The organism is Natrinema sp. DC36 (genome assembly GCF_020405225.1).
GTDB lineage: Archaea > Halobacteriota > Halobacteria > Halobacteriales > Natrialbaceae > Natrinema.
Map to the genome: position 1 here is coordinate 459,846 of NZ_CP084472.1, position 23,100 is coordinate 482,945.

Here is a 23,100-nt window from a genome sequence, read left to right on the forward strand (position 1 = left end):
GCTGTCTCCCTCCGATTCGTCAGACACCTATCGGAAGAAAAATACCTGATATGTACGAACTGCACACCGAAAGTACTGGCAGACATTGGTCAGTATCATTGAGTTGTGCGAGATACGTAGCGCGAATGTCGCACGAGATTCGACTTAATTTACGAAGGTGGCGACCGCTCAGTACAGAGCAAGTAGTGTACGACCTTTTCAGTGAAATAGAAGATTCCGATACGTTGTTCAGTGATCTCGTCCGAATTCGTCCGACTCGAGATCCCCTTACTCAGACGGTTCGTTCACGCTGGTCGATTCGTCGACGCCGGCTTTCCGGCGCAGCCACTCGAGGCCGAGCGCCCCGCCGAGAAGTCCGGTACCGGTCGTGAAGCCGGGTTCGTTGTCGGCCTCAGTGTCGCTCTCGGTGTCCGTCTTGTTTTCAGCGTTCGTCTCGTTTCCAGCGTCCCATCTCCGGCGGTTCCGTTCCCGCTATCGCCGTCATCGACGGACTCTCCGTCGTCGGCCGGATCGTCGTCCGGTCAGCACTCGTCTTCGTCGTCACTGTCGTCTTCTCCCGTGTCGCTGTCGTCCTCGCCGCCCTGCTGGTCCTCGTCTTGCTCGTCGGATTCGTCCTGCTCGTCGTCTCGAGGATCGCCATCCTCTGGATCGTCGGGCGCTTCGGTTTCGGACCGAAGCGCCAGCAGCTCGCCGTCACGGCTAACGTAGATCGCGTTCTCGTCGATCTCGACCCCCGTCGATGGGCCGTCACTAGCAGTCCATTCGCGCTCGTCGAAGACATAGCGCCACTGCTCCTCACCGGTCGCGAGGTCGTAAGCAACCACCCTATCTTCGTCTTCGCTCTCCTCGGGAGTGTGTTGGAGGGGACTCGGTCCATAGAGCGCGATGGCCGTGTTTCCGACGACCTGCGGGAGGCTTTGGGCGTATTCCATTTCCCACGCCAGTTCACCGCCGGCCGAGAGATCGTATGCCGAGACGACGCCGTAACGGTTGGCACCGAAGAAGCCGTCGCCACTGAACGTGTAGTCGCCTGACGGATACACACTACCGACGCGTTCCTTGGTCGATATGTTGTACAGATAGGTGTAATCAAGGTTGGATTGGATACCCATGTATCCGGATTCTGCGGCAAACCCAACGACTGACTCCATTCCACCCATGGTCATTTCCAGCTTGCCGGTCATCGGATCGAGTCCGGCAACGGTAAGCGTCCATGGTTCGACGTTACCGGACACGTACACTAGGTTGTCGTCAGTGTCCCCCGCCTCCAGGCTATCTACGGTGAACTCTTCGGTTTCGCCGCTGGTCTCCCACTCGACCGTCAGCTCGTTGCGTTCCCACTCGATGGAGCCGTCCTTGGCGTCGAGAGCGTAGACTGTCCCGTCCTCGGAGGTGTAGACCATCCCGTGGCCGACCGCCATCTCGAAGCTCTCGAATTCGCTTTCCCAATTGACCTCCCCCGTCTCGGCGTCGAGCGCCTGGACCGGTTCGCCGGCGACGTAGACCATCCCCCCTTCGACCACGGGCGGCCCGTCGGCCCCAATGTCACCGGTCTCCCACACTAGCGAGCCGTCCGCCGTATCGATCGCGTACACGGTGCCGTCGTTCTCGGTGTAGAGCCGGTCGTCCTCGACGGTCGCCGAACGCATGTCGTGGGGACCGTCGTACCGCCAGGCGACCCCGTCTGGGCGCGTGAAGTCCGCGCCTCCATTCGGAAGTTCGTCGGTGTCAGCCTCGGCGCCTCCCACCGAAGTGAGTCCGGTCCCGATCGACAGCGCTGCCCCAGTCGCCAGCACGGATCGTCGTTTCCACATAACGACACGACGTACGAATACCGGTCATATTCCTATCCATCAATTAACAGTATTTCGTCGTATGCAATTGTTTCAAACTGTTCAGTATGCACGTGTAGTGAGCGGGTAGTTCACCGGTTTCGGCGTGAAACAAACGAAGTCGCCGTGCTGAACTTATCCTCTGTATGCAGCACGCTGTTTTTGGCAACTATCGGAGAAGTAAATAGCCGCTTCGGTAACGCCTTCGTCTGTACTGATTAGTGGAATTCAAGAGAGAATGCCGTATCAAGTGGCGTCTCTGCACTGCAGAGACCCTACCCGACGGACCAATTCGTTAGTAACCTAACTGATCGCGGATCAGGACGACGGTCGTGCGACCCTCCTCGAGTTCCTGTCGGAAGATGAGTTCCTTGGCGATGGCCGAATCGACGCCGTAGGCCTCCTGTGCGCGTTCGTTTTCGAGGGGGTAGGCCACCGACTCGAGGCGGTCGAGCGCGTCGTCGAGCGTCGGCACGATCTTGTTCACGCCGCTGACGATCACGACGTTGCTCGCGGCGAAGGGATAGGCGCCGATCCGACTGCCCGAGCGGTCGGCCGCGACGAGTTCACCGGTCTGGGAAATCGCGTTGATCCCGCCGAGGAAGTAGTCGGCGGTCTGTGACTCGCGACGGGCGGTCTGACGCTTCGCGTCGTCGTCGATGCTCCAGATCTCGTCCGCCAGGCTCTCCCACTCGTGGTCGCCCTCGGAGAGGTAGTCGGCGAAGCCGATCTCCTCGAGCGTCGTGGAGTGACCGTTCATCACCGACGCGCCGGCGGGGATCTGCGACTGGATCGTTTCGAGGGCTTCCTCAGCCGAGTCGGCGACGACGACCTCGAAGCCGTTGGCCTCGAGGTTTTCCGCGGCCGTCTCGACGGCCTCCTCGGTCGGCAGTTCGTCGAGCGTCGCGTCGATCTCGGCGTCGTCTACGTAATCGGATTTCTGCTGTGACATCAAATGGTTCCGTACGTTGGTCTGGGGCCGAGATCGACTTAAGCGCTCGCGGATACCGGTGTTAGCTGATTACACCGGTGTTACTCCGCCCGCGTAGCGAACCGGTCACGCCGTCTGCTGCGAACGAGCGCCCCTCCACACCGCCGGCGGATCCCCGCTCCGAAACACGCTCCTCGAGCGTAACACCTAACCCGCAGTCCATGGTCGACGACGTATGCGGGATTTTCACGTCCACTCGAACTACTCTGACGGCGACTTCCTCCGATCGATGGTTCGAGCGGCCGAATCGGCCGGCCTCGAGGGCGTCGGCTTCGCCGACCACTGTAACGTGGCCTCTCGGGAGCGCCACGCGTCGATGCGAAGCGTCTACGGGTTCAATCTCGACCTCACATACGAGCGCCGGCGACGGGGAATCGACCGCCTGCGTGAGGATTTCGACCTCGAGATCTACGACGCCGTCGAGATGGACTACGATCCGCGCGACGAGGCGGCTATCGACGCGTTCCTCTCGGAGGCGGACTTCGACTACGCGATCGGGAGCGTCCACGACGTCGACGGGAACAACGTGCAGGTCGCGTCCAACTTCGCGGCGATGAGCGACGCCGAGCGCGACGCGGTCGTCGACGAGTACTTCGAGACCCTGATCGCGCTCGTCGAGTCGGAACTGTTCGATATCGCGGCTCACGTGGATCTGCTCGAGCGGACGCCGCCGTTGCGGGGCCGGGCGACGACCGACCAGTATCGGCGGGCGGCACAGGCGCTCGCCGACTCGCGGACCGTCCCGGAGATCAACGCCGGGCGGGCGCTCACCGACGCCGAGATCGTCCACCCCGCCGAGCCGTTCTTGACGGTGCTTCGCGATCACGACGTGGCTGTCACACTCGGCACCGACTCACACCACCCGGCCGAAATACCCGAGCGCGCGGACTTCCTCGCCGAGTTCGTCGACGAGACCGGCCTCGAGCCGGTCGTCCCCGACGGGATCGCGTCGACATCGTAGAAACGCTTAGAAACGTGTGGAGAATTCAATAGTGAGAAACGGGAGTCGTATTCAATGAACGAATGTGAACAATCGTGGCCGGAATTCGCGACGAAAGTAATGGTCTTTCACACATATTCTTCAATGGATGTCCATTCTTCACGAAAGTTCCTTGGTAATCTATAGCAAAGTCTTTAGGTTCGGTAGTGCGAATTCCGAGTACGGTTGGCCCACAGGCCACTGATCCACATATGAGCAGCGACGAACTCATCTGGCGAATCGCGGGCGGTTCCGGCGACGGAATCGACTCGACGAGCCAGAACTTTGCCAAGGCGCTGATGCGCTCGGGGCTCGACGTATTCACACACCGCCACTATCCGTCGCGGATCCGCGGTGGCCACACGTACGTCGAAATTCGGGCCGCAGACCACGATGTACAGTCACGCGGCGACGGCTACAACTTCCTGCTCTCGTTGGGCGACTCGTTCGCCCGCAACCCGCAGGAAGAGGCCTACTACGGGAACGAGGAGATTAAACCCCTCTCGGAGAACCTCGACGAGCTCCGCGAGGGCGGGATCATCGTTTACGACGAGGGTCTCATCAGCGAAGAGGACGTCGAGGCGATCGATCTCGAGGCCCGCGCCGAGGAGAACGACTGGCACGTCTTCCCGATGGACCTCCGCGGACTTGCACGGGAACACGGCCGCGAGGTCATGCGCAACACCGCCGGCGTCGGCGTGACGGCCGCGCTGCTCGACATGGACCTCGAGCACATCGAGGACCTAATGTCCGACGCCATGGGTGGAGACGTTCTCGAGGCGAACCTCGAGATTCTTCACGAGGCCTACGACACGATCAATACGGAGTACGAATTCGAGCACGACCTTCGCGCACCCGAGGGCTCTCACGAGACCGAGCAGGCGCTCCTGTCGGGCTCGAACGCGATCGCCTACGGCGCGATCGACGCCGGCTGTCGGTTCATCGCCGGCTACCCGATGACGCCGTGGACGGACGTGTTCACCATCCTCGCCCAGAACTTCCCCGACATGGGCGGTGTCTCCGAGCAAGTCGAGGACGAGATCGCCGCCGCGGCGCTCGCACTCGGTGCGAGCCACGCGGGCGCGAAGGCCATGTCCGGCTCCTCCGGCGGTGGCTTCGCGCTCATGAGCGAACCACTCGGTCTGGCGGAGATGACCGAGACGCCGCTCGTCCTCGTCGAGTCGATGCGAGCCGGCCCCTCGACCGGGATGCCGACGAAACCCGAGCAGGGCGACCTCGAGTTCGTCCTCTACACGAGCCAGGGCGACTCCTCGAGAGTCGTCTTCGCTCCCAGCAACATCGAAGAGGCCTACGAACAGACCAGGCTCGCCTTCGAGATCGCGTGGGACTACCAGCTTCCGGCGATCGTCATCTACGATCAGAAGCTCTCCGGCGAGAACAAGAACGTCGACGTCGAGTTCTTCGACCGCGAGCCCCAGCCGGATCTGGGATCGACCCTGACCGAAGACGAACTCGCCGAAGCCGCCCACGACGCCAGCGGCAAATTCAAGCGGTTCAACCACGAGGGCGCAGAGAACAACGTCGTCCCACGGTCGCTGCCGGGCCAGAAGGGCGGGCGATACCTCGCGACCGGCAACGAGCACTCGCCGGTGGGCCACATCAGCGAGGACCCCGACAACCGCGTCGCGCAGATGACGCGGCGAATCGAGAAACTGGAGAACATCCGGGAGGAGCTCGACGAGGAACACGAGTCGAATCAGACCTACTACGGCGACGATACGGCCGAGTACGGCATCATCACGTGGGGCTCGTCCCACGGTGCCGTCAACGAGGCCGTCGAGCGGCTCAACGACGACGGGCACGCCGTCAAGGGAATCAGTGTCTCCGATATGATGCCGTTCCCCGAGGCCGAAGTCACGGAGTTCCTCGAGAGCGTCGACGAGGCGATGGTCGTCGAGATGAACGCCACCGCGCAGTTCCGCGGCCTGATCCAGAAGGAACTGGGCCGCTTCGGCGAGAAGATGACCAGCCTGCTGAAGTACAACGGCAATCCCTTCGAGCCCGCCGAAGTCGTCGAGGGCTACGAAGTCAACCTCGCCGACGAGGACCGCGAACCGACCGCACAGGTACGAATCGAACCGGCGGCAGGTGACTAACCATGAGTGCATTCAACGCAATCGGAGAGGAGCGAGAGATCGACCGGGACGAGTTCACCCCCGGCGTCGAACCGCAGCCGACCTGGTGTCCGGGCTGTGGCGACTTCGGCGTCCTGAAATCGCTGAAACAGGCGCTGCCGGAAGTCGGCAAGACGCCCGAAGAGGTGCTGACGGTCACCGGAATCGGCTGTTCAGGCAAACTGAGCAGCTATCTCGACACCTACGGCTTCCACACGATCCACGGCCGTTCGCTGCCCGTGGCCCGCGCCGCGAAGCTGGCGAACACCGACCTCGAGGTTATCGCCGCGGGCGGTGACGGCGACGGCTACGGCATCGGTGGGAACCACTTCATCCACACGGCTCGAGAGAACCACGACATGACCTACATCGTGTTCAACAACGAGATCTTCGGCCTGACGAAGGGCCAGACCTCGCCGACGAGCCCGAAGGGTCACAAATCCAAGACCCAGCCCTCGGGCAGCGCGAAGACGCCGCTCCGGCCGCTGTCACTGTCGCTGACCGCCGGTGCGAGCTACGTTGCCCGCACCGCCGCGGTCAACCCGAATCAGGCCAAGGAGATCATCGCGGAGGCCATCGAACACGACGGCTTCGCCCACGTCGACTTCCTGACCCAGTGTCCGACCTGGAACAAGGACGCCCGCCAGTACGTCCCCTACATCGACATTCAGGAGTCCGAGGACTACGACCACGACATCACCGACCGGCGCGAGGCCGCCGAGATGATGCACGAGACCGAGGACGTCCTCAACGAGGGCACCGTCCTGACCGGTCGGTACTACGTCGACGAAGACCGGCCGTCCTACCAGGAAGAGAAGGCCGCTGTCGGCGAGCTCCCCGACCAGCCCCTCGCCGAGCGCTACTTCGACGAGGACGCCGAGTGGGAGCGCAGCTACGATCTGCTCGAGCGACACACCTGAGCGCACACCGAATTGCGGTCCGTTCCCATAGCCGACGGTCGGGGGCCGGCCCGGTACCGACTGTCGGTCGCAGCTCCGGTTTTCAGGATGTTCCGTCGGCTAACAGCCGGTTTCGAGCGACTCGCCGACCGCGATCGCCGTTTCTTCGTCGAACCCGCTCTCTGCGAACACCGAGTAGTAGCGGCCACCACACGGCCACTGTAGTTCCGTCCCCTCGTCCGTTCCTGCGATCGTCCCCCTGGCGGTACCGACTGGGACCGCGTCGCCGCCGGTCGCAAACCGCCGCGGGCCGTCGCTCGTGGTGACCGATACCGTCTCGTCGTCCGGCGTCCGATACTGGAGCGACACCTGCGTCCGGTTCTCGTCGTGGAACTCGTAGGCGTCGATCGACTCGAGTTCGAGCCCGTCGGGCATCGCGTCCGCGGACGGCTCGACGACCTCGAACGGGACGGCGTCTTCGGCCGCGTCGACGGTCTCGTAGGAATTGATCGACGGAAACGTGATCGTCTCGACGCTCGTCTCGTTCCCCGTCGACGACTGCGGATCGAACGCGAAGCGCTCGTCGTCGATCCCGCCGTCGATCTCGAGGTTCCGATAGGTTCGCTCCAGCGTCACGCCGTCGCCCTCGATCGCGTGTTTGACCGGGAACAGCGTCTCCCGGTCGTACCAGACCTCGACGCGATCAGCGCCGCGCTGAGCGGGTTCTCCCTCGCTGGTCGCCAGCGGCAGGACGTACTCGGTGTCCTCGATCAGGACGCTGATCGAGCGCTCGATCGTCTCGTTGGTCGGCGGATCGAACGTGACGCGGTAGGTGTCCCGGCCGTCGACCGTCGCCTCCTCGACGCCCGTGATCTCGTAAGCCTCGAGGTACCGCTCTTGTTGTTCGTATATCCCCTGAAGGTACGACGTCGCGTTCGGGTCGGTCTCGAGGCGGGTCGCCCAGTCGGCGGCGGGGTCGTAGTGCCAGCGATCGTCGCCGTCGTCGACGACCACGGTCTCGGCACCGTTGGCGTTCGTTTCGACGCGGCTCCGACCGTCGGCGCGGAGCCAGATGTCCTCGGTGTAATGGGTCGTTTCGCCGTCGATCGTTCGGCGGACATCGACCGTCGCAGAGACCTCATCGGGCGGGTCAGCCGCGGCGATCTCTCGCTCGATGTCCTCCGGAGTCGGGCCGGAACTCGGAAGGGCGGCGCATCCAGCCATCAAGAGAATCAGTATCAGCGCCAGCACGGGGAGCGCGGATCGGTAGTCGCTATCGCCGACGGACATATTCACTACGTCACCTGTCGCGTCTCTTTAACGCATCGGTCCGGTCAACGGCAGGAGCGAGGTACCAGCAGTCGACTACTCGCTGGCACCGAAGCCGCTGGCGAACAGCTTCGAGAGGTAGCTCAAAACGAGCAGAGCGACGACCAGGCCGGCGAGCAGGCTAGGCTGGAATCCGTACCGCATCTCGCGAACGCCGTAGGCGACGACGAGGAGTCCCATGAGCAGCGCCGTCCCGCCAGCCCAGCGAGCGACGTGCGCAGGGTCGACCGACTCGTCGTAGTTCGCGTGTAGGTCCACTCGTCCACGAAACGCGATGAGCGAACCGAGACCGAGAATCGCAAGCCCGCAGACGATCCAGACGGCACCGCTGACGAGATTCGGTTCGACCATATCGATAGCGAACCTGCGACCAGCGGGCGAATAAGTCCGGCGGTTACGTACCCGCGTAGATGACCGTCGGAACCGCCGTCGCATCGTCTTCCATTCGGATATCCGTCGTTTTCGTATACAAAAGATATTTTTCCGCCGGAGCAAAAGATACGGTCATGAGTACTCAGGCGACGGAAGATCGTATTCTCGAGGTTCTCGAAGAGGACGCACAGGCGTCCTACGCCGAGATCGCCGACCGGGCGAACGTCTCGAAACCGACGGTGCGGAAGTATATCAACCAGCTCGAGGAGGACGGCGTCATCATCGGCTACTCGGCCGACATCGACCCGAAGAAACTCTCGAGCCAGACGATCGCCCTGGTCGGGCTCGACGTCGCGAGCGAACGCTACGTCGAGGCGACGCAGGCGATCAAGGACCTCGAGGAGGTCGAGGCGCTATACAGCTCCAGCGGAGATCACATGCTGATGGCGGAAGTGCGCGCCGAGGACGGCGACTCGCTGGGCGAGATCATCTCGGAGGAACTGCTCGAAATCGACGGCGTCACCGCGGCGCATCCCTCGTTCCTGCAGGAGCGATTGAAGTAGGTCGCTCGACTCTCGTCTCCGCCGTCGCCGTTCGTGGGACGAACGTTTTCCCGCTGGCCGTCGTAGGACCCACGAGCGATGCCGACGTACGAACGCGAAACGACTGTCAATTCACCGTTCGACGACGTCTGGGCGTTTCATTCACAGGTGTCCGGCCTCGAGGCGGTGACGCCGGACTGGTTGGATCTGCGCGTCGAGCGCGTGATCGGCCCCGACGGCGAGCCAGATCCGAACGTGCTCGAGCCCGGCTCGGAAGTCGCGCTTTCGATGCGCCCGTTCGGGGTGGGGCCGCGCCAGCACTGGACCTCGGTGATCACGGACCGCGAGCGCGACGAGGGAGCGGCGTACTTCCGCGACGAGATGGTCCACGGCCCGTTCGATCGGTGGGTGCACACGCACAGCTTCTTCGCCGACGGGGATCGGACGGTCGTCCGGGATCGAGTCGAGTACGAGCTACCGTTCGGCCGCCTCGGCGACGCGATTGAACCTGTCTCGAAACCGGGCTTTACGGCCATGTTTCGGGCCCGCCACCGGCTGGCGAAAGCGCGACTCGAGTGAGCGGCGCTCCCGGTGCCCTCGAGCGAGAGCGCGTTCGGATTCGACGCCCGAACCACGTCGGTTTTGACCGCTGGCTCCGTAGCGCGGCGTATGAGTGAACGCGACGGGCTCGAGCGACGGCGGCTGCTGGGCGCGCTCGGGGTCGGCGCGGCCGGGGGAATTGCCGGTTGTCTCGACGGCGGGTCCGCGGACGACGGAGACGACGGTCCACCGCCACAGGTGTACGAGCCCTCGATCGAGGGCGTCGAGGAGGGACCGGTCGAGTTGACTGAGTCACAACGGTGTGATGTCTGCGGGATGACGGTGACGGATTCCTTCGGCACGAGCCAGCTCGTTCACGAAAACGGGCTGGCAGCCGCCTTCGACTCGCCGGGCTGTCTGTTCGCGTACACGGTGTCGTCGACTCCCGACTCGCCGATCGCGGGTGCCTGGACGACCGATTACGAAACCGGGGATCTCATCGATGCGACCGCGGCGCATTTCGTCCTGATCACGGACAAAGAGGCGGCCGACGACCCGATGGGGATCGATCCGCGCCCGTACGCCGAGCGCGAGGACGCCGTCGCCTTCCTCGAGGAGTGGGAGTCGGAGGACCTGACGCCCGAGGAGGATATCATCGTCGGACTCGAGGATGTCGATATGGAAATCGCGGTGATCTACCGCGAGAGCCGGCTCCCCGACGAGTAACGGCTCGATCGTTCCGGTACTCGTTTGCGCCAGGAGGCGAGTGGACACGACGTGAACGTCGATCTCGAGGTCACGCCGGCGCTCGCGGTCGCGTTCGCGGTCTTCGCGGCGAGCACCAGCGCGATCCTCGTACGCTGGAGCGCGGCGCCGAGTTCGGTGGCGGCCTTCTACCGCGTGCTCTTCACGACGGTGCTCGTCGCCCCCATCGCCCTGACCCGGCATCGCGCAGCCTTCGCGCGCTTATCGCGACGTGACCTCGCTGGCGCCACCGTCGCCGGCGTCGCGCTGGCGATCCACTTCGCCGCCTGGTTCGAGAGTCTTTCCCACACCAGCGTCGCAGCGAGCGTCACGATCGTTCAGGTTCAGCCGGTCTTCGTGGCTCTCGGCGCGGGGCTCTTCCTGGGTGAACGGATCAGCCGCGCAACGGTGGTCGGCATCGTCGTCGCGATCGCGGGGGCCGGCGCGATGTCGCTGGGCGGTGCGGGCCACGCGGCCCTCTCCGGCGCGACGGTGTACGGCAATTCGCTCGCGCTGCTGGGCGCGGTGACCGTCGCCTGCTACACGCTCGCCGGCCGCTCGATCCGCCAGCGCGTCCCGGTGTTTCCCTACGTGACCGTCGTCTACGGCGCTTGCGTGTTCACCCTGTTCCTCCTCGTGGGTGTGCAAGGTCACTCCTACGTCGGCTACCCCCCTCGAGAGTGGCTCCTCTTCCTCGGGCTGGCCGTCGGTCCGGGCGTCTTCGGTCACACGGTGAGCAACTGGGTTCTCGAGCACCTCGAGTCGGTCGTCGTCAGCGTCGCCTGGCTCGGCGAGCCGGTGGGCGCAACCCTGCTCGCGCTCGTCTTGCTCGCGGAGGTTCCCGACGCGATCACGGTCGCCGGCGGTCTCGTCGTGATCGCAGGGGTCGCCGTGACGACGCTCGAGCGTGAGCGTCGCGGCGAGGCGGTGGACTGAGGGGAGTGGTTCGAAGCCGACCGATCCGTTCGTGCCAGCGACGATGGCCGTCCGTGCCACTTTCATTACCGCGGGCGTGGTCCGTGCGACTGGTGGTCATGATGTCCGAACAGGAGCTGGCCGAGTTCCTCATACTCCGATCGCTCGACGAACCGATTACCGAGGACGAACTCGAGGCCGCGGGTGAACAGTCCGGACAGGCGCTAGAAGAGCTACGAGACGAGGGATTCGAGATCCGATGGGTCGAGTCCGAGGTGATGACGAACGAAGACGGGCACGTAACGGGGGCGTTCTGTCACTACGAGGGGGACGACGAGGAGACGATCCGCGAACACGCCGATCGAGCCGGCCTCCCCGCGACGCGAATCGATCGGCGAGGGGAGCCACTCGAGGGCGAGTAGCGACGTACGAAAAAGCGAACGGGCGGTGAGTCGACCGTCTCAGTTGCTCCCGGCCGTTTCGTTCTCGGCCGTCTCAACGGTCTCGTTACCGTCCACGTCAGTGGTCTCGTTACCATCCGCGTCAGTAGTCTCGTTGCCGCCCGTAGTAACCGTCACGTTACCGTCCGTTTCGGTCGTCGCGTCCTCGGCGTCGGCCATCTCGTCACCCGCACCGGCGACCGAAACCTCGCCGATCGCGTCGAGTTGCGACTGGTCGAGGTAGACGGCCATCTCCTCTTTCGCGACGAATGTGACGGTCTGCGTCTCGCCCACCTCGTCGGTGAAGTCCGATCGGAGGTACGTGTTCCACTCGTTGGTGTCGCCGCCGCTGGCGATCACGAAGTTGTGTCCGGGGAGCGGTTCGTAGTGTCTGTTCTCTCCCTCCGGCTCGAGGCGACCGATCGTGTTCTCCCACTCGACGGCGTAGGTCTCTCCCGCCTCGAATTCGAGCGTCGGGTTCGTCTCGTCGGCGATCGCGTCGGGCTCCTGACCGACCCACTGGCCGTCCTCGAGGCGCATCGAGTAGGTCCCGCTCGGTTCACCGGGGTCAATGGGGGGTACCGTGACGGTAACTTCCTGATCGTCGCCGTCGATCGTTACCGTATCCGTAACCCGCTCGTGGCCGTACGTCCAGGCCTCGAGTTCGTACTCGCCGTTCTCGAGCATGTCGAAGCGGGCGACCGCCATCTCGTCTTCCGCCTGCTCCGTCGGATCCGGCCGACCGGCGATGTTCGAGAACGAGTGCATCCCGTCGAGATATACCTCCGCCCCGAGGGGTTCGCCCGCTTCGTTCTCGACGTGGACTACCAGTTCGTGGACGTCGCCGGGCTGAATCACCTCGATCGGACCGCGCATCTGGGCCGGATGGGGCATACAGAAGTACTCCTCCATCTCCTCGCTGGCCGTGAACTGCAGGGACGTCGTCGCTCCCTGTTCGGTCAGCGACTCGGTGGTCTCGAGTATCTCGGCGTCATCGTCCAGCGCGCTGCCCGCGGTGATGTTGAAGTTGTGCGTCGCGCCGTCGCCGTTCGTCCAGATGACCTCGTGTTGTTCGCCCTCGATCAGTCGCAGCGGCGGGTTGGACTTGGCATCGATCTCGTGGGGTGCGACGCCCACCCAGCCGCCGACGATGCCGAGTATCTGGAACGTCCGCCCCTCGCCGTCGTTTTGCACCGCCGGAAGCAGGAAGTCGATCTCGTCCCGGTACGCGCTCGCGCTGCCGGCGGCGGCCGTTCCGGCGAGCGCCGCCGTCCCTTGCAACAGCCTGCGGCGCGAGACGTCGTCGCGTGAACGTTGTTCGTTCGTCATGGTTGTATCGTGTGATTGGTTGGTCGTCTCTCAGTTCCCCATCGAGAACACGGCGAGCGTGTCGCCGCGCGGTCCCTGGCGGAGCCAGCCGCTGCCGCCGACCTGGACGGCGACGTACTGCTTTTCCGTCCCAGGGTCGTACCAGCTCATCGGCGAAGCGCTGATCGGCACGTCGAACTGGTGCTCCCAGAGGCGATCGCCGCTCTCGCCGTCGTAGGCGACGAGATTGCCGTTCTGCGTGCCGTTGAACACGATCCCCGTCGCGGTCGACATCGATCCGCCCCACATGTAGATTCGGTCCTCGCTCTCGATCCAGTCGCGCCAGACGCGCTCGCCCGTCGCCGGATCGACCGCCGCGAAGGCGGTGATCGCGCCGTTCCACTCGTCGGGGAACTCGCTGGCCGGGTCGTCCAGCCCGCCGCCCCAGTAGGGGTTGCCCTGATCGTACTCCTCGTAGCGCCAGTAGAGATCCTGCGGGAAGTTCTGGTGGACGACGTACACGTACCCCGTCGCCGGGTTGTACGACGGCGGCTGCCAGTCGTTGCCGCCCGGCGCGCCGGGAACGAACGGCGTCCGTTCGTCCTGGCTGATGTGAGGTATCATCTTCCACATATTGATGTGTTGGCTGATCTCCTGACTGCGCTCGTGGAGTTTGCCGGACTCGGCGTCCAACATGTAGACCCACCCGGACTTGTCGGAGCTGACGACCATGTCCATCGACTCGCCGTCGACTTCCACGCCGCGGACCAGCACCCGCGGCGCGGCCGCGTCGTAGTCCCAGACGTCGTGGGGACTGCTCTGGAATCCCCACTCCCTGCTGCCGTCCTCGAGGTTCAGCGTGAGCGTCCCACAGGTAGGGAAGTTCGGTCCCGGTCGGACGGTCCCGTCGAAGTCGGGGCCGGGATTCGCCACCGGCGAGTGAAGGACGCCGCGCTCCTCGTCGATCGTCGGCGTCATCCAGCTCGTCCCGCAGCCGTGGTCCCGGCTCGCACCGATCCACTCCTCTTCGGGGAGGGTCGTCGTCTGCCACCCTATCTCGCCGCTTTCGGCGTCAAGACTGGCGATGAATCCCTGAACGCCGTACTCGCCGCCGGCGCTCCCCGTGTAGATCGTTCCATCCTGGATTACGGGGGCCCACGTCGCGGAGTAGCCCTCCGTGTGATCCGCCGTCTGCGTGTACCAGACCTCCTCGCCGGTGTAGCGATCCAGCGCGATGACGCCCGAGTCGAGCGTCGTCATGTACACCTTGTCGCCGAGGACGGCGGCCCCGCGATTGTTGTCGTCACAGCAGAGCTCGATCCCGATCGGCGGCGCGTAGGTGTAGCTCCAGAGGACCTCCCCCTCGCGGGGATCGATCGCCTTCATGTGGTTGGGCCCGTTCGTCTGGTACATGACCGGCGGGTCTCCCGGGACGACGATTGGCGTCCCCTCCATGCTCGAGCCGGTCCCGACCGGCAGCTCGTACTCGAGCTCGAGGTCACCGACGTTCTCGGGCGTGATGGTGTCGGCGGGTGTGGCCCGGTGCTGTTCGTAGTTCCCGCCGTACATGAGCCACGACTCGGGATCGTCCCCGGTGTTGCTCAGCATCTCCTGATCGACATCCACCTCGGGGATTCGGTCGGTGTCGTGCTGTTCGGTGACCGCCTCCTCGGGGCCTCCGACCAGGGTATAGCCGTCTTCGATTTCTCGCAGTTCGATATCGCGCGCGGCCTGAACGGCCCTGTCGTTGCGTAGTGCCATACGGAATCACCTCAGTTTGCTCGGAGCGCGCACGTCGTCTCTGATGTAGAAGACGGTGTGCAGCAACTCCTCCTGGCTGACGATCTGGACGGCCGAGCCCGCGGTGAGCGCGGCGGTCAGCTGTTCGTCCGTGAACTTCCCGTCCCCGGCGAGGTCGCACGCAGCGGTCGCCGTCACGAACAGCCCGCCCAGCATCGCCTTGACGTACCTGACCGCGTCGTCGAGGATTTCATCGGTGATCATTACCTCGTTCTGCCAGAGGTGTCTGTCGAGCCCGCGGATCCACAGCAGCGCCCCGCCCATCGCGCGCTGGTGGAGCGGCGGGACGGTCTCCGTCTCGAACTCGACGCCGTCCGGAATCTGGTTCGACGGGACCCAGCGGGCGAGCCGCTCGTCGTTATTCGCCACGTCGAGCAACAGTGCCGTCTTCTCCGACTCGTCGAACCCGACGTCGTCGAGCGACGACGACAGGGGGTCCGCGAGGAGGAGTTCGCGCGCCGTGGTCTCGATGTGGTCCGCCGTGAACCGCGGCAGGTTCTCGTCGAGACTCTCGAAGAAGCCCACCTCGAGCAGGTGGTCGTACAGTCGCCAGCCGGGCGCTGCGACGTCGGTATACAGTCCGCTCGGTTCGTCCGGGACGCCGACATCGCGAACGGCCGGTAACTCGCTGATTTCGTCCGCGATGGTCTCGCGTTCTCGCTCGAGCAACTCGCGATCGAGTCGCCCGGCGAGGTCGGCCCGGATCGTCTCGCCTCGAGAGGCGAACGCCGAGTCGGACCGCGGTTCGATCTGTCCGGCGAGTAGCTCCCACGTTACCGCCCCGTCCCCTGGGGTGTCGACGCCGAGAGCCGTCGCCAGATCGCGTTGTTCCGCGACCGTCATATCTGACGCAGTGGATATTTGTGTCATGATACCACGCCACAAAGAACTCCATTACGTGTTTTGATAATGCTTACCAATGAATTCCGGATTGCTACGGACTGTCTAAATGAAAGTGAGACTGCGATAGATAAAGTTGCGGACAGAGTCGGTTTCGTTCGTTCGATCCTCGTCGCACGCGGCGACCAGCCCCCAGAGCGGACGGGATCCGATATGGAGTCAGTTACCGACTGTAGTGGTCGCCTTCCCGAAACGAGCACCGTGTCTTGCCACACCCGATCGGAACAGCGGATCGTCACCGCCGCTGCCGAACGTAACTTCCACGGCGCGATTACGGCAGCAGTTTTTCACCGTTCGGCGCGTACCGATCGACAGTGGTGGCCGGTGATCGATCTTCCCGACGTCCTCGCGCGACTCGAGCAGCCCGCGTACACCGGTGAAAACCGGTGTCTCCCGTGTACGGCGGTCAACGTCGTCATCGCGATTACGCTCGCGGTCGGGCTCGGCGTCGCGACCACCGCACCCGTCGGCGCACTCGCGCTCACCGTTTTTCTGGGACTCATCGGCCTCCGCGGTTACCTCGTTCCGGGGACCCCGACGATCACTCGACGGTATTTTCCGGATCGCCTTCTCACCGTGTTCGGCAAATCTCCGCCGGACGTCCCGACAGTCGAGACGGTCTCACCCGACGCCCTCGAGACCGTTCTAACCGCCACCAGCGTCGCAACTGAGCGAGGGGGCGAGATCGAACTGACGCCGTCCTTTCGGCAGCAGTGGAACGAGCGACTACCGCGCGACGGCGCTCTCGAACCGTGTTCGGACGACGTGCGGTCGATGCTCGGCGCGGACGAAATCAGGCGACTCGGCGACGCGTCGTACGTTCTCGACGGGCGAAAGCAGATCCGATGGGAGTCGATCGCCGCGCTCGCGGCGGACGCGGCCGCGGCGACCGAACTCCGAACGCGGCTCGAGGGATGGGAAACACTCGAGGTCGACGAGCGTCGCGACCTCCTGACGGGACTGCGACTGCTCCGGGACCGCTGTCCGGCCTGCGACGGCGGGGTGACGACGACGGCCGAGCGACTCGAGCACTGCTGTCGGAAGCCTCGCGTGGGGATTCGATCCGTCTGCGAGGAGTGTGATCGACCGGTGGTCGAGGTCGTTGGTACCGAATCGAGCGCCGATCCGTGGCTCGAGTTGGCCGGGGTGACGGTCGCGGACGACTCGACATCGAAACCGTAACGGACGGCCGTCTCAGTCGTCGTCGGCCGCCGGATCCGCGGTCTCGCCGAGGGGTTCGATGTCAACGTCGATCTCGGCGGCGGCGGCCTTGTACTCGGGAATCTTCGAGCGCTCGTCGAGCACGTGGTTCGTGAGTTTGTTCGCCGAAGCGGCCGCGAAGTGCGGCGTCGTCCAGACGACCCCCTCCTTGGTGTCCTCGGTGACCTGCGCCTCGAGCGTGATCTCGCCCCGTCTCGAGCGCAGGCGGACGTACTCGCCGTCCTCGATGCCGTAGCGCTCGGCGTCGGCCGGATGCACGTCGACGAAGTTCTCCGGCGTCTGCTTGTTGAGCGTCGGCGATCGCGTGCTCATCGTCCCGGTGTTGTAGTGTTCCTCGAGGCGCGCGGTCGTGAGGATCAGCGGGTACTCGTCGTCGGGCGTCTCGGCCGGCGGCTGGTGGGCGACGCCCTCGATCCGGCCGAGGCCGCTCTCGGTGTCGAACTCGTGTTCGTAGAGGAACGGGTCGCCCTCGTCGCCGGGTTCGTAGCAGGGCCAATGGAGCCCCTCCTCGCCCAGCAGGTCGTAGGTCATCCCGTGGTAGCTCGGGCAGACCTGCCGGAGTTCCTCGAAGATTTCTTCGGGGTCCGCGAAGCCGAACTGCTCGTCGCCGTCATCGAACAGCCGCGTCCCGATCTCACTCAGGATCTCGCGGTCGTGCTTCGTGTTCTCGTGGACTTTCCCGACGCCGCGCATCCGCTGGACGCGCCGGTCGGTGTTGGTGACGGTGCCGCCGCGTTCGGCCCAGGTCGTCGCCGGGAGGATCACGTCGGCGTACTCCGCGGTTTCGGTCGGGAAGATGTCCTGGACGACGGTGAACTCGAGGTCCGCGAGCCGTTCGGCGACGGCGTTGGCGTCGGGTTCGCTCATCACGGGGTTCTCGCCCATGACGTAGAGGCCCTTGATCGAGTCGCCGGCCTCGTAGGAGATCTCGACGTTCGTGAGGCCGGGCTCGTCCGGAATCTCGAAGCCCCAGACCTCCTCGACGGACTCGCGGGCCTCGTCGTCGTCGACCAGCTGGTAGCCCGGCAGCACGTTCGGCATCGCGCCGACGTCGCAGGTCCCCTGGACGTTGTTCTGCCCGCGCAGCGGGTTGACGCCCGTGCCGGGTCGCCCGAGGTTACCCGTGATCAGCGCCAGGTTGATCTCGTTTTGCACGTTGTCGACGCCGCAGGCGTGCTGGCTCATCCCCATCCCGGTGAAGATGGCCGCGTTGTCGGCCGTCGCGTACTTTTCGGCGGCCAGTTCGATCGCTTCCAGCGGCACGCCACACTCCTCGGCGGCCGCTTCTTTATCGAAATCCTCGAGGGTCTCTTTCAGGTGGTCGAACCCTTCCGTACGCTCTGCGATGAATTCCTCGTCGATCCAGCCGTCGTCGGGGTTCGCTTCGTGGTGCTCGAGGATCGTCTTGAGGACGATATTGAGAAGCGGGATGTCCGTCCCCGGATTCAGCTGCAGATGCTGGTGACGGTCGGTGTCGTCGATCTTGAACGACCGCGTCGTCTTGTTCGCGTGGGGGTCGATCTGAATGACGGTCGCCCCCTCGAGGACGGCCTGCCGGAAGTACTGGCTGTTCGCGATCGGGTGCTGCTCGCCCGGATTCGCTCCCTGAATCCAGAACACGTCTGCCTCCTCGCGGAGGTCCTGCATACTGTTCGTCATCGCTCCCGCGCCCAGACTCGTCCGGAGCGCCCAGACCGTCGAGGCGTGGCACATCCGCGTGCAGTTGTCGACGTTATTGGTGCCGTAGCGCCGAGCCAACTTCTGGAGGAGGTAGTTCTCCTCGTTCATCACCTTCGAGGACCCGAAAAAGCCCATCGCGTCCGGGCCGTACTCCTCGCGAATCCGCTCGAGTTCGCTTACGATGTACTCGTAGGCCTCGTCCCAGGAGGCCTCGCGGAACTCCCCCTCTTCTTTGATCAGCGGGTCGGTGAGCCGGTCCTCGTGGTCGACGACCTCAGTCGCCGCGCCGCCTTTGATGCAGATGCGCCCCTCGTTGACCGGGGCGTCACCCCACGGCATGAACTGCACGTCGCCGGGCTCCTCGCCCGGCTGTACCTTGATTCCACACCCGACGCCACAGTACGGACAGATCGTTTTGATTGGTTCCTGTTGATCACTGGACATCTGTAGTGCCTCCAGGTGTCGCACCCGTTAGACACAATCCACTATCCGAGCGTGCATGAGGTTTTCTGCCATAGATGTAGTACGTCGTACCGAGCGACTGCTCGGACAGCGCGGAGTGTCGTCCGGATCGAACGAACCGGACGAAGGAAGTACGCCTTCTCGTCACCAGTATGAGCCGAACGCTGATCGTCAGTATCACCGGTTGCAAATCCGATGGCCTGGCGTCCTCACCGACAGGGAAACGCTAACGGTCGTGCATGCGAAACGGTAGCACGATGGAGCTCACGCGGTCGCTCGTGGAATCCCGGGCGCGCGAGTATCGGGAGCGAGAGCCCCTGTACGCCGTCGAGGAAGAGAACCTCGAGACGCTCCCGGCGGCGTTCGAGTCGGGCGAGTACGGCCGGCGGGACGCGGCCTGGGTCGTCAGATGGTACTACCGGCGATTTCTCGGCGACTACCCCGACGACGAGCGACGGGACGCGGAAGAGCGATTCTGGACCAACGACTTCGAGGCCGTCAGAGACGCCATTTCAGACGCCGTGAACGCGAACGACGCCGCTGCGGGAATCGACTCGCTGACCGAACTCGAGGCGGTCGACGTCCCCGTCGCCTCGGCGTTTTGCATGTTCATCGACCCAGAGAAGTACGTCGTCGTCGGCCCCCGCGAGTGGTCGACGCTCCGGGATGCGGACGAACTCTCTCACTCGTACCCGGATTCGCCGTCGGTTTCGCAGTACGAATCATACCTCGAGCGCTGCCGATCGCTCGCCGACCGCTTCGATTGCGATCTGTGGACGCTGTATCGGGCGCTCTGGCGGCTCTCGGACTGAGCGGCGTCGTTCGATTGCGACCCGGACTGCGCCCGGACCCTTTTGCCACCGCTGGACGAACGGTCGACTATGCCCCTCGAGAATGGGCGAGACGAGCGCACGGCTATCATCCTCGCGGGCGGCCACTCGACCCGCTTCGGCGAGGCGGACAAGGCCGTCGCCGACCTCGCCGGGACGCCGATGATCCGCTGCGTCGTCGATCGTCTCGACTCCGCCGTCGACGAAATCGTCGTCAACTGCCGGGACGAGCAGGTGCCGTCGATCCGCTCGGCGCTCGAGGGCGGTCCGGACGCCTCGTTTGCCGTCGATCGGATCCCCGACCGCGGCCCGATGGCGGGGATCAGGACCGGACTCGGCGAGGCGACGGCGGCGTACGCCGTCGTCGTCGCCTGCGACATGCCCTTCGTCGATCCCGCTCTCGTCGACCACCTTTTCGACCGGGTGGCCGGCCACGAGGCCGCGGTGCCGCGGCTCGAGGACCAGTGGTTTCAGACGACGCAGGCAGTCTATCGGACCACGGCGATGATCAACGCCTGCGAGCGCGCCCTCGAGCGCGACGAGCGCAGAGTCGTCGAGCCCCTGCTGGCCCTCGACTACGTCGTCGTCGACGAGGACGAGGTTCGGGAGTACGCGCCGCTCGAGACGTTCGAGAACGTCAACACCCGCGAGGAGTTCGAGGCGGCGCTCGAGCGCCTTGAGGGGAACTGACGGGACCGCAGCTACGACTCGAGGATATCGACCACCGGGTCGTCGGCGACCATCCGCGCGAGCACCACCCGGGAGACGGCCGGCGCTCGCTCGAGCAACTCCCATCCGATTTCCTCGGCAGTGTCACGCAGCTCGGGGTCATCGACCTTGTTGAGCAGCGGGACGACCGTCGCCCCGTCCGGGACTCCCTTGCGCCCGCCGCGATCGCTCGCGAGCACTCGAGCGACGTCTTCGGGCCCGATCGCGTCGCCGCGATCGAGCCCGGTGATCGCCGCCACTCGCTCCGGCCGGTGGACGTGGTCGGCCGAGAGCGGCTTTCCGACCGCCTGCACGCTCGCGATCGGAACGACGGTATCGACGTGTCGGGGAAGCTGCGGTTCGCGGTCGTTCGGCGCCTTGAACTCCCGCGTCCGCGCACCGTCGGCCTTGACGAGAACGAGATCGGCGACGCCGGCCGCCGCGATGTCGTCCACGACTTCGGGATCGTACCCCCCGTACCGATCTTCGCCCTTCTGTTCGGGGACGACGCCGACGGGCCACGCGTCCGCTCGCTCGAGGGCCGTAACCGGATCGTCGGTCACGGCGACTGCCTCGACGCGTCGATCGAAAATCGGGATCCGAACCGTCGCCGTCACGACCGCTCGCAGGGACCGCTCGCGGGCGGCGCGTTCGGCAAGCGTATAGAGCGTCGTCTTCTTGCCTCCCGCACCGACGACGGCGACGGCGCCGGACTCAGCTCGGAGCGCCTCGAGAACGTCCATACCGGTACTAGTACCGGAGGCGGCTAATCGGTTTGGTGGTGGTAGAACGACTGCCGGGCCACTCGTTTCTCCGGGGATCGGAATTTACCGTGAACGAATCGATATCGGACTCCCGTGGCTGCACGCCGTCCAAGCTCGGGTGACTCACGAGGGATCCGAAACGACCCGCTCGATTATCTCCGCTTCGGCGGCCTGCGTCTTCATCGCGTCCCAGTTCTCGAACGCCGTCGCGTCCGCGACGTAGGCATCGAGCTGCTGTCTGTCCACGTGTTGGATATCCCGCGACTCCTCGAGCGACCACGGACTCGCCTCGCAAAACGCAGCGAACGAGTCGAACTGCGTGTGATCGCGCATGAACGCGTCCGAAAAGAACTCACTGAAACTCACGTGCGTTCCGGCCCGAAACTCTCCGATTCGGTCGGCGGCGGTCTCCAGCCGATCCTCGAGGTCCGCCAGTCCGCGTATTCGAAGATCCATGCTAGCATTCCGCGGTTGTGACGTTGTAAGGGCTGGGTCGGCTTCTGCGAGCCGATCCGCTCGCGATAGTCCCCGTCAAAGTCCCAGAATCTCCCGCGCTTGCGCTGGCGTCGCGACCTCGCGACCCAGTTCCGCCGCGACGCGGACGACGCGTTCGACCAGTTGCGCGTTGCTCTCGGCGAGTTCCCCCCGTCGGTAGTAGACGTTGTCCTCGAGCCCCACGCGAACGTGTCCGCCGAACAGGAGCCCCATCGTCGCGAACGGCAACTGATGGCGGCCGAAACCGAGCGTGTTGAACAGCGCCCCGTCGGGGAGGTTGTCGATCGCGTTCAGGAAGTTTCGCGGCCGCGGCGGAGTCAGCGTTCCGGGGCCGAAGATCAGCGTCGCGTACACCGGCTCGGCGAGGTCGCGGCGCTCGAGCAGACCGTGAACCTCGTTCAGATGGCCGTCGTTGAACACCTCGAGTTCGGGTTTGATGCCGCGGTCGACCATCTCCTCGTGGAGCGAGTTGACGAGCCCGCGGGTGTTCTCGCTGGTGAGGTGGTCGTAGCGGTTCAGCGGGCCCATGTCGAGCGAGGCCATCTCCGGGGCGGGATCGGTTCGCAGGGGGAGGTGGCGGTCCGCATCGGGCGCGCCCGTGCCGCCGGTGGAGTGCTGGATGATCACGTCGTCCGCGTATTCGCGGATCGCGTCGTCGATTTCCTGAAACCGCTCGGTGGCGAAGCTCCGCTCGCCGTTCGGTCGGCGCGCGTGGACGTGGACGACGGATGCGCCGGCGGCCTCCGCCTCGGCTGCTGCCTTCCCGATCTCCGCTGGCGTCTCCGGGATGTGGGGCGACGTTTCCTTGCCTTGCACGCCGCCGGTCAGCGCCGCCGTGATGATCGCCGGTTCGCCGGCGAGAAAATCCTGATAGGTCACGCGTCCTCACCCCCCGTTTCGTCCGCGCCGGGAGCCTCGCCGCCGTCGGCCGCGGGGTCGGCGTCGTCGGCGTGCTCGCGATAGATTTCGCAGTCGCGTTCGTGGACGAGATCGTAGCGGTCGGTACAGATATCGGCTCGCATCGGCTGGACGAACCGGTCGGCCGCCGTGCAGTACGCCCGCTCTTCGTCGAACGGCTCCCGACCGGGGTCGTCCGACCCGTCACGATACTCGAGATATGGACAGCTCATACGTACCATTGCGTCCGCTAGGTGTTAACAGTCGTTGTTATTTCCGTCGCCCGCCTCGAGGGACGGTCCCGAACCGTCGTCTCG

At 64.7% G+C, this 23,100-nt stretch carries 24 protein-coding genes; 11 read left to right on the forward strand and 13 right to left on the reverse strand.

The features are described 5' to 3' along the window. Positions 1-421 precede the first annotated feature (421 nt). From LDH74_RS26405 to LDH74_RS02415, 3 genes are all read right to left on the reverse strand, one after another. Positions 422-544: a hypothetical protein gene (locus LDH74_RS26405; RefSeq protein WP_255680916.1), complete on the reverse strand. Its 123-nt coding sequence runs from the start codon at positions 542-544 to the stop codon at positions 422-424. Beyond that, positions 522-1,814 (reverse strand): PQQ-binding-like beta-propeller repeat protein, encoded by a 1,293-nt coding sequence (locus tag LDH74_RS02410; protein WP_226041042.1) that lies wholly within the window; start codon positions 1,812-1,814, stop codon positions 522-524. The genes LDH74_RS26405 and LDH74_RS02410 overlap by 23 nt, the downstream gene beginning before the upstream one ends. Positions 1,815-2,127: 313 nt before the next feature. Continuing rightward, positions 2,128-2,784, reverse strand: coding sequence for a lactate utilization protein (locus tag LDH74_RS02415; protein ID WP_226041043.1), 657 nt, complete (start codon positions 2,782-2,784; stop codon positions 2,128-2,130). 214 nt (positions 2,785-2,998) lie between these two features. Here LDH74_RS02415 and LDH74_RS02420 point away from each other — a divergent pair, with 214 nt between their 5' ends. The 3 genes from LDH74_RS02420 (at position 2,999) to LDH74_RS02430 (ending at position 6,857) form a co-directional block, all read left to right on the forward strand. Beyond that, on the forward strand, positions 2,999-3,784 hold the full coding sequence (locus tag LDH74_RS02420; protein WP_226041044.1) for a PHP domain-containing protein: 786 nt from the start codon (positions 2,999-3,001) through the stop codon (positions 3,782-3,784). 230 nt (positions 3,785-4,014) lie between these two features. Further along, positions 4,015-5,919 carry a 2-oxoacid:acceptor oxidoreductase subunit alpha gene (locus tag LDH74_RS02425; RefSeq protein WP_226041045.1) on the forward strand — a complete coding sequence of 635 codons (1,905 nt, stop codon included), beginning with the start codon at positions 4,015-4,017 and terminating at the stop codon, positions 5,917-5,919. A gap of 2 nt (positions 5,920-5,921) precedes the next feature. Then, positions 5,922-6,857: a thiamine pyrophosphate-dependent enzyme gene (locus LDH74_RS02430; RefSeq protein WP_226041046.1), complete on the forward strand. Its 936-nt coding sequence runs from the start codon at positions 5,922-5,924 to the stop codon at positions 6,855-6,857. A 99-nt stretch (positions 6,858-6,956) separates the two neighbouring features. On the opposite strand, the gene LDH74_RS02435 is transcribed toward LDH74_RS02430, so the two are convergent. Continuing rightward, on the reverse strand, positions 6,957-8,126 hold the full coding sequence (locus LDH74_RS02435) for an outer membrane lipoprotein carrier protein LolA (protein WP_226041047.1): 1,170 nt from the start codon (positions 8,124-8,126) through the stop codon (positions 6,957-6,959). Positions 8,127-8,201: 75 nt separating this feature from the next. Beyond that, on the reverse strand, positions 8,202-8,516 hold the full coding sequence (locus LDH74_RS02440; protein WP_226041048.1) for a hypothetical protein: 315 nt from the start codon (positions 8,514-8,516) through the stop codon (positions 8,202-8,204). 155 nt (positions 8,517-8,671) lie between these two features. On the opposite strand from LDH74_RS02440, the gene lrpA1 reads away from it, so the two are divergent. The 5 genes from lrpA1 (at position 8,672) to LDH74_RS02465 (ending at position 11,700) form a co-directional block, all read left to right on the forward strand. Then, entirely contained in the window at positions 8,672-9,100 is a 429-nt protein-coding gene (lrpA1, locus tag LDH74_RS02445; RefSeq protein WP_226041049.1) for an HTH-type transcriptional regulator LrpA1, read from the forward strand. Between the two features lie 78 nt (positions 9,101-9,178). Continuing rightward, positions 9,179-9,658: an SRPBCC family protein gene (locus LDH74_RS02450; RefSeq protein ID WP_226041050.1), complete on the forward strand. Its 480-nt coding sequence runs from the start codon at positions 9,179-9,181 to the stop codon at positions 9,656-9,658. A 90-nt stretch (positions 9,659-9,748) separates the two neighbouring features. After that, the gene (locus tag LDH74_RS02455) at positions 9,749-10,345 is read left to right on the forward strand and encodes a nitrous oxide reductase accessory protein NosL (RefSeq protein ID WP_226041051.1); all 597 of its coding nucleotides are present in this window, start codon (positions 9,749-9,751) and stop codon (positions 10,343-10,345) included. Between the two features lie 51 nt (positions 10,346-10,396). Further along, positions 10,397-11,299 carry a DMT family transporter gene (locus tag LDH74_RS02460; RefSeq protein WP_226041052.1) on the forward strand — a complete coding sequence of 301 codons (903 nt, stop codon included), beginning with the start codon at positions 10,397-10,399 and terminating at the stop codon, positions 11,297-11,299. Between the two features lie 101 nt (positions 11,300-11,400). Beyond that, positions 11,401-11,700 (forward strand): DUF4242 domain-containing protein, encoded by a 300-nt coding sequence (locus LDH74_RS02465; protein ID WP_226041053.1) that lies wholly within the window; start codon positions 11,401-11,403, stop codon positions 11,698-11,700. Positions 11,701-11,739: 39 nt separating this feature from the next. On the opposite strand, the gene LDH74_RS02470 is transcribed toward LDH74_RS02465, so the two are convergent. The 3 genes from LDH74_RS02470 to LDH74_RS02480 are packed head-to-tail and all read right to left on the reverse strand — an operon-like array spanning position 11,740 to position 15,669. Further along, positions 11,740-13,047, reverse strand: a complete 1,308-nt coding sequence (locus tag LDH74_RS02470; RefSeq protein WP_226041054.1) for a plastocyanin/azurin family copper-binding protein — start codon at positions 13,045-13,047, stop codon at positions 11,740-11,742. Positions 13,048-13,077: 30 nt separating this feature from the next. Next, a complete protein-coding gene (locus tag LDH74_RS02475) occupies positions 13,078-14,787 on the reverse strand; it encodes a PQQ-binding-like beta-propeller repeat protein (protein ID WP_226041055.1) in 1,710 nt (569 codons plus the stop codon). Positions 14,788-14,793: 6 nt separating this feature from the next. Continuing rightward, positions 14,794-15,669: a hypothetical protein gene (locus tag LDH74_RS02480; RefSeq protein ID WP_226041056.1), complete on the reverse strand. Its 876-nt coding sequence runs from the start codon at positions 15,667-15,669 to the stop codon at positions 14,794-14,796. Positions 15,670-15,879: 210 nt separating this feature from the next. On the opposite strand from LDH74_RS02480, the gene LDH74_RS02485 reads away from it, so the two are divergent. Further along, complete coding sequence (locus LDH74_RS02485; RefSeq protein ID WP_226041057.1) at positions 15,880-16,908, forward strand: hypothetical protein; 1,029 nt, start codon at positions 15,880-15,882, stop codon at positions 16,906-16,908. 12 nt (positions 16,909-16,920) lie between these two features. On the opposite strand, the gene fdhF is transcribed toward LDH74_RS02485, so the two are convergent. Then, positions 16,921-19,071, reverse strand: a complete 2,151-nt coding sequence (gene fdhF, locus LDH74_RS02490; RefSeq protein ID WP_226041058.1) for a formate dehydrogenase subunit alpha — start codon at positions 19,069-19,071, stop codon at positions 16,921-16,923. A gap of 275 nt (positions 19,072-19,346) precedes the next feature. Between fdhF and LDH74_RS02495 the strand changes: the two genes are divergently transcribed. Both LDH74_RS02495 and LDH74_RS02500 read left to right on the forward strand, forming a co-directional pair. Continuing rightward, positions 19,347-19,901 carry a hypothetical protein gene (locus LDH74_RS02495; protein ID WP_226041059.1) on the forward strand — a complete coding sequence of 185 codons (555 nt, stop codon included), beginning with the start codon at positions 19,347-19,349 and terminating at the stop codon, positions 19,899-19,901. 69 nt (positions 19,902-19,970) lie between these two features. After that, positions 19,971-20,609 carry a molybdenum cofactor guanylyltransferase gene (locus LDH74_RS02500; RefSeq protein ID WP_226041060.1) on the forward strand — a complete coding sequence of 213 codons (639 nt, stop codon included), beginning with the start codon at positions 19,971-19,973 and terminating at the stop codon, positions 20,607-20,609. An 11-nt stretch (positions 20,610-20,620) separates the two neighbouring features. Here the strand turns inward: LDH74_RS02500 and yqeC are convergent, their stop codons facing one another. From yqeC to LDH74_RS02520, 4 genes are all read right to left on the reverse strand, one after another. After that, positions 20,621-21,370, reverse strand: a complete 750-nt coding sequence (gene yqeC / locus LDH74_RS02505; protein ID WP_226041061.1) for a selenium cofactor biosynthesis protein YqeC — start codon at positions 21,368-21,370, stop codon at positions 20,621-20,623. A 144-nt stretch (positions 21,371-21,514) separates the two neighbouring features. After that, entirely contained in the window at positions 21,515-21,847 is a 333-nt protein-coding gene (locus tag LDH74_RS02510; protein WP_226041062.1) for a hypothetical protein, read from the reverse strand. A 75-nt stretch (positions 21,848-21,922) separates the two neighbouring features. Beyond that, positions 21,923-22,765: a 3-keto-5-aminohexanoate cleavage protein gene (locus tag LDH74_RS02515; protein ID WP_226041063.1), complete on the reverse strand. Its 843-nt coding sequence runs from the start codon at positions 22,763-22,765 to the stop codon at positions 21,923-21,925. After that, positions 22,762-23,016, reverse strand: a complete 255-nt coding sequence (locus tag LDH74_RS02520; RefSeq protein WP_226041064.1) for a hypothetical protein — start codon at positions 23,014-23,016, stop codon at positions 22,762-22,764. Before LDH74_RS02520 ends, LDH74_RS02515 begins: the two co-directional genes overlap by 4 nt. Positions 23,017-23,100: the final 84 nt, after the last annotated feature.

Excerpts from the sequence above, each read along its gene's own strand:
- LDH74_RS02410 (WP_226041042.1), bottom strand. The coding sequence starts at position 1,814 with ATGTGGAAACGACGATCCGTGCTGGCGACTGGGGCAGCGCTGTCGATC.
- LDH74_RS02415 (WP_226041043.1), bottom strand. The coding sequence starts at position 2,784 with ATGTCACAGCAGAAATCCGATTACGTAGACGACGCCGAGATCGACGCG.
- LDH74_RS02420 (WP_226041044.1), top strand. The coding sequence starts at position 2,999 with ATGCGGGATTTTCACGTCCACTCGAACTACTCTGACGGCGACTTCCTC.
- LDH74_RS02425 (WP_226041045.1), top strand. The coding sequence starts at position 4,015 with ATGAGCAGCGACGAACTCATCTGGCGAATCGCGGGCGGTTCCGGCGAC.
- LDH74_RS02430 (WP_226041046.1), top strand. The coding sequence starts at position 5,922 with ATGAGTGCATTCAACGCAATCGGAGAGGAGCGAGAGATCGACCGGGAC.
- LDH74_RS02435 (WP_226041047.1), bottom strand. The coding sequence starts at position 8,126 with ATGTCCGTCGGCGATAGCGACTACCGATCCGCGCTCCCCGTGCTGGCG.
- LDH74_RS02440 (WP_226041048.1), bottom strand. The coding sequence starts at position 8,516 with ATGGTCGAACCGAATCTCGTCAGCGGTGCCGTCTGGATCGTCTGCGGG.
- lrpA1 (WP_226041049.1), top strand. The coding sequence starts at position 8,672 with ATGAGTACTCAGGCGACGGAAGATCGTATTCTCGAGGTTCTCGAAGAG.
- LDH74_RS02450 (WP_226041050.1), top strand. The coding sequence starts at position 9,179 with ATGCCGACGTACGAACGCGAAACGACTGTCAATTCACCGTTCGACGAC.
- LDH74_RS02455 (WP_226041051.1), top strand. The coding sequence starts at position 9,749 with ATGAGTGAACGCGACGGGCTCGAGCGACGGCGGCTGCTGGGCGCGCTC.
- LDH74_RS02465 (WP_226041053.1), top strand. The coding sequence starts at position 11,401 with ATGTCCGAACAGGAGCTGGCCGAGTTCCTCATACTCCGATCGCTCGAC.
- LDH74_RS02470 (WP_226041054.1), bottom strand. The coding sequence starts at position 13,047 with ATGACGAACGAACAACGTTCACGCGACGACGTCTCGCGCCGCAGGCTG.
- LDH74_RS02475 (WP_226041055.1), bottom strand. The coding sequence starts at position 14,787 with ATGGCACTACGCAACGACAGGGCCGTTCAGGCCGCGCGCGATATCGAA.
- LDH74_RS02480 (WP_226041056.1), bottom strand. The coding sequence starts at position 15,669 with ATGACGGTCGCGGAACAACGCGATCTGGCGACGGCTCTCGGCGTCGAC.
- LDH74_RS02485 (WP_226041057.1), top strand. The coding sequence starts at position 15,880 with ATGGAGTCAGTTACCGACTGTAGTGGTCGCCTTCCCGAAACGAGCACC.
- fdhF (WP_226041058.1), bottom strand. The coding sequence starts at position 19,071 with ATGTCCAGTGATCAACAGGAACCAATCAAAACGATCTGTCCGTACTGT.
- LDH74_RS02495 (WP_226041059.1), top strand. The coding sequence starts at position 19,347 with ATGGAGCTCACGCGGTCGCTCGTGGAATCCCGGGCGCGCGAGTATCGG.
- LDH74_RS02500 (WP_226041060.1), top strand. The coding sequence starts at position 19,971 with ATGCCCCTCGAGAATGGGCGAGACGAGCGCACGGCTATCATCCTCGCG.
- yqeC (WP_226041061.1), bottom strand. The coding sequence starts at position 21,370 with ATGGACGTTCTCGAGGCGCTCCGAGCTGAGTCCGGCGCCGTCGCCGTC.
- LDH74_RS02510 (WP_226041062.1), bottom strand. The coding sequence starts at position 21,847 with ATGGATCTTCGAATACGCGGACTGGCGGACCTCGAGGATCGGCTGGAG.
- LDH74_RS02520 (WP_226041064.1), bottom strand. The coding sequence starts at position 23,016 with ATGAGCTGTCCATATCTCGAGTATCGTGACGGGTCGGACGACCCCGGT.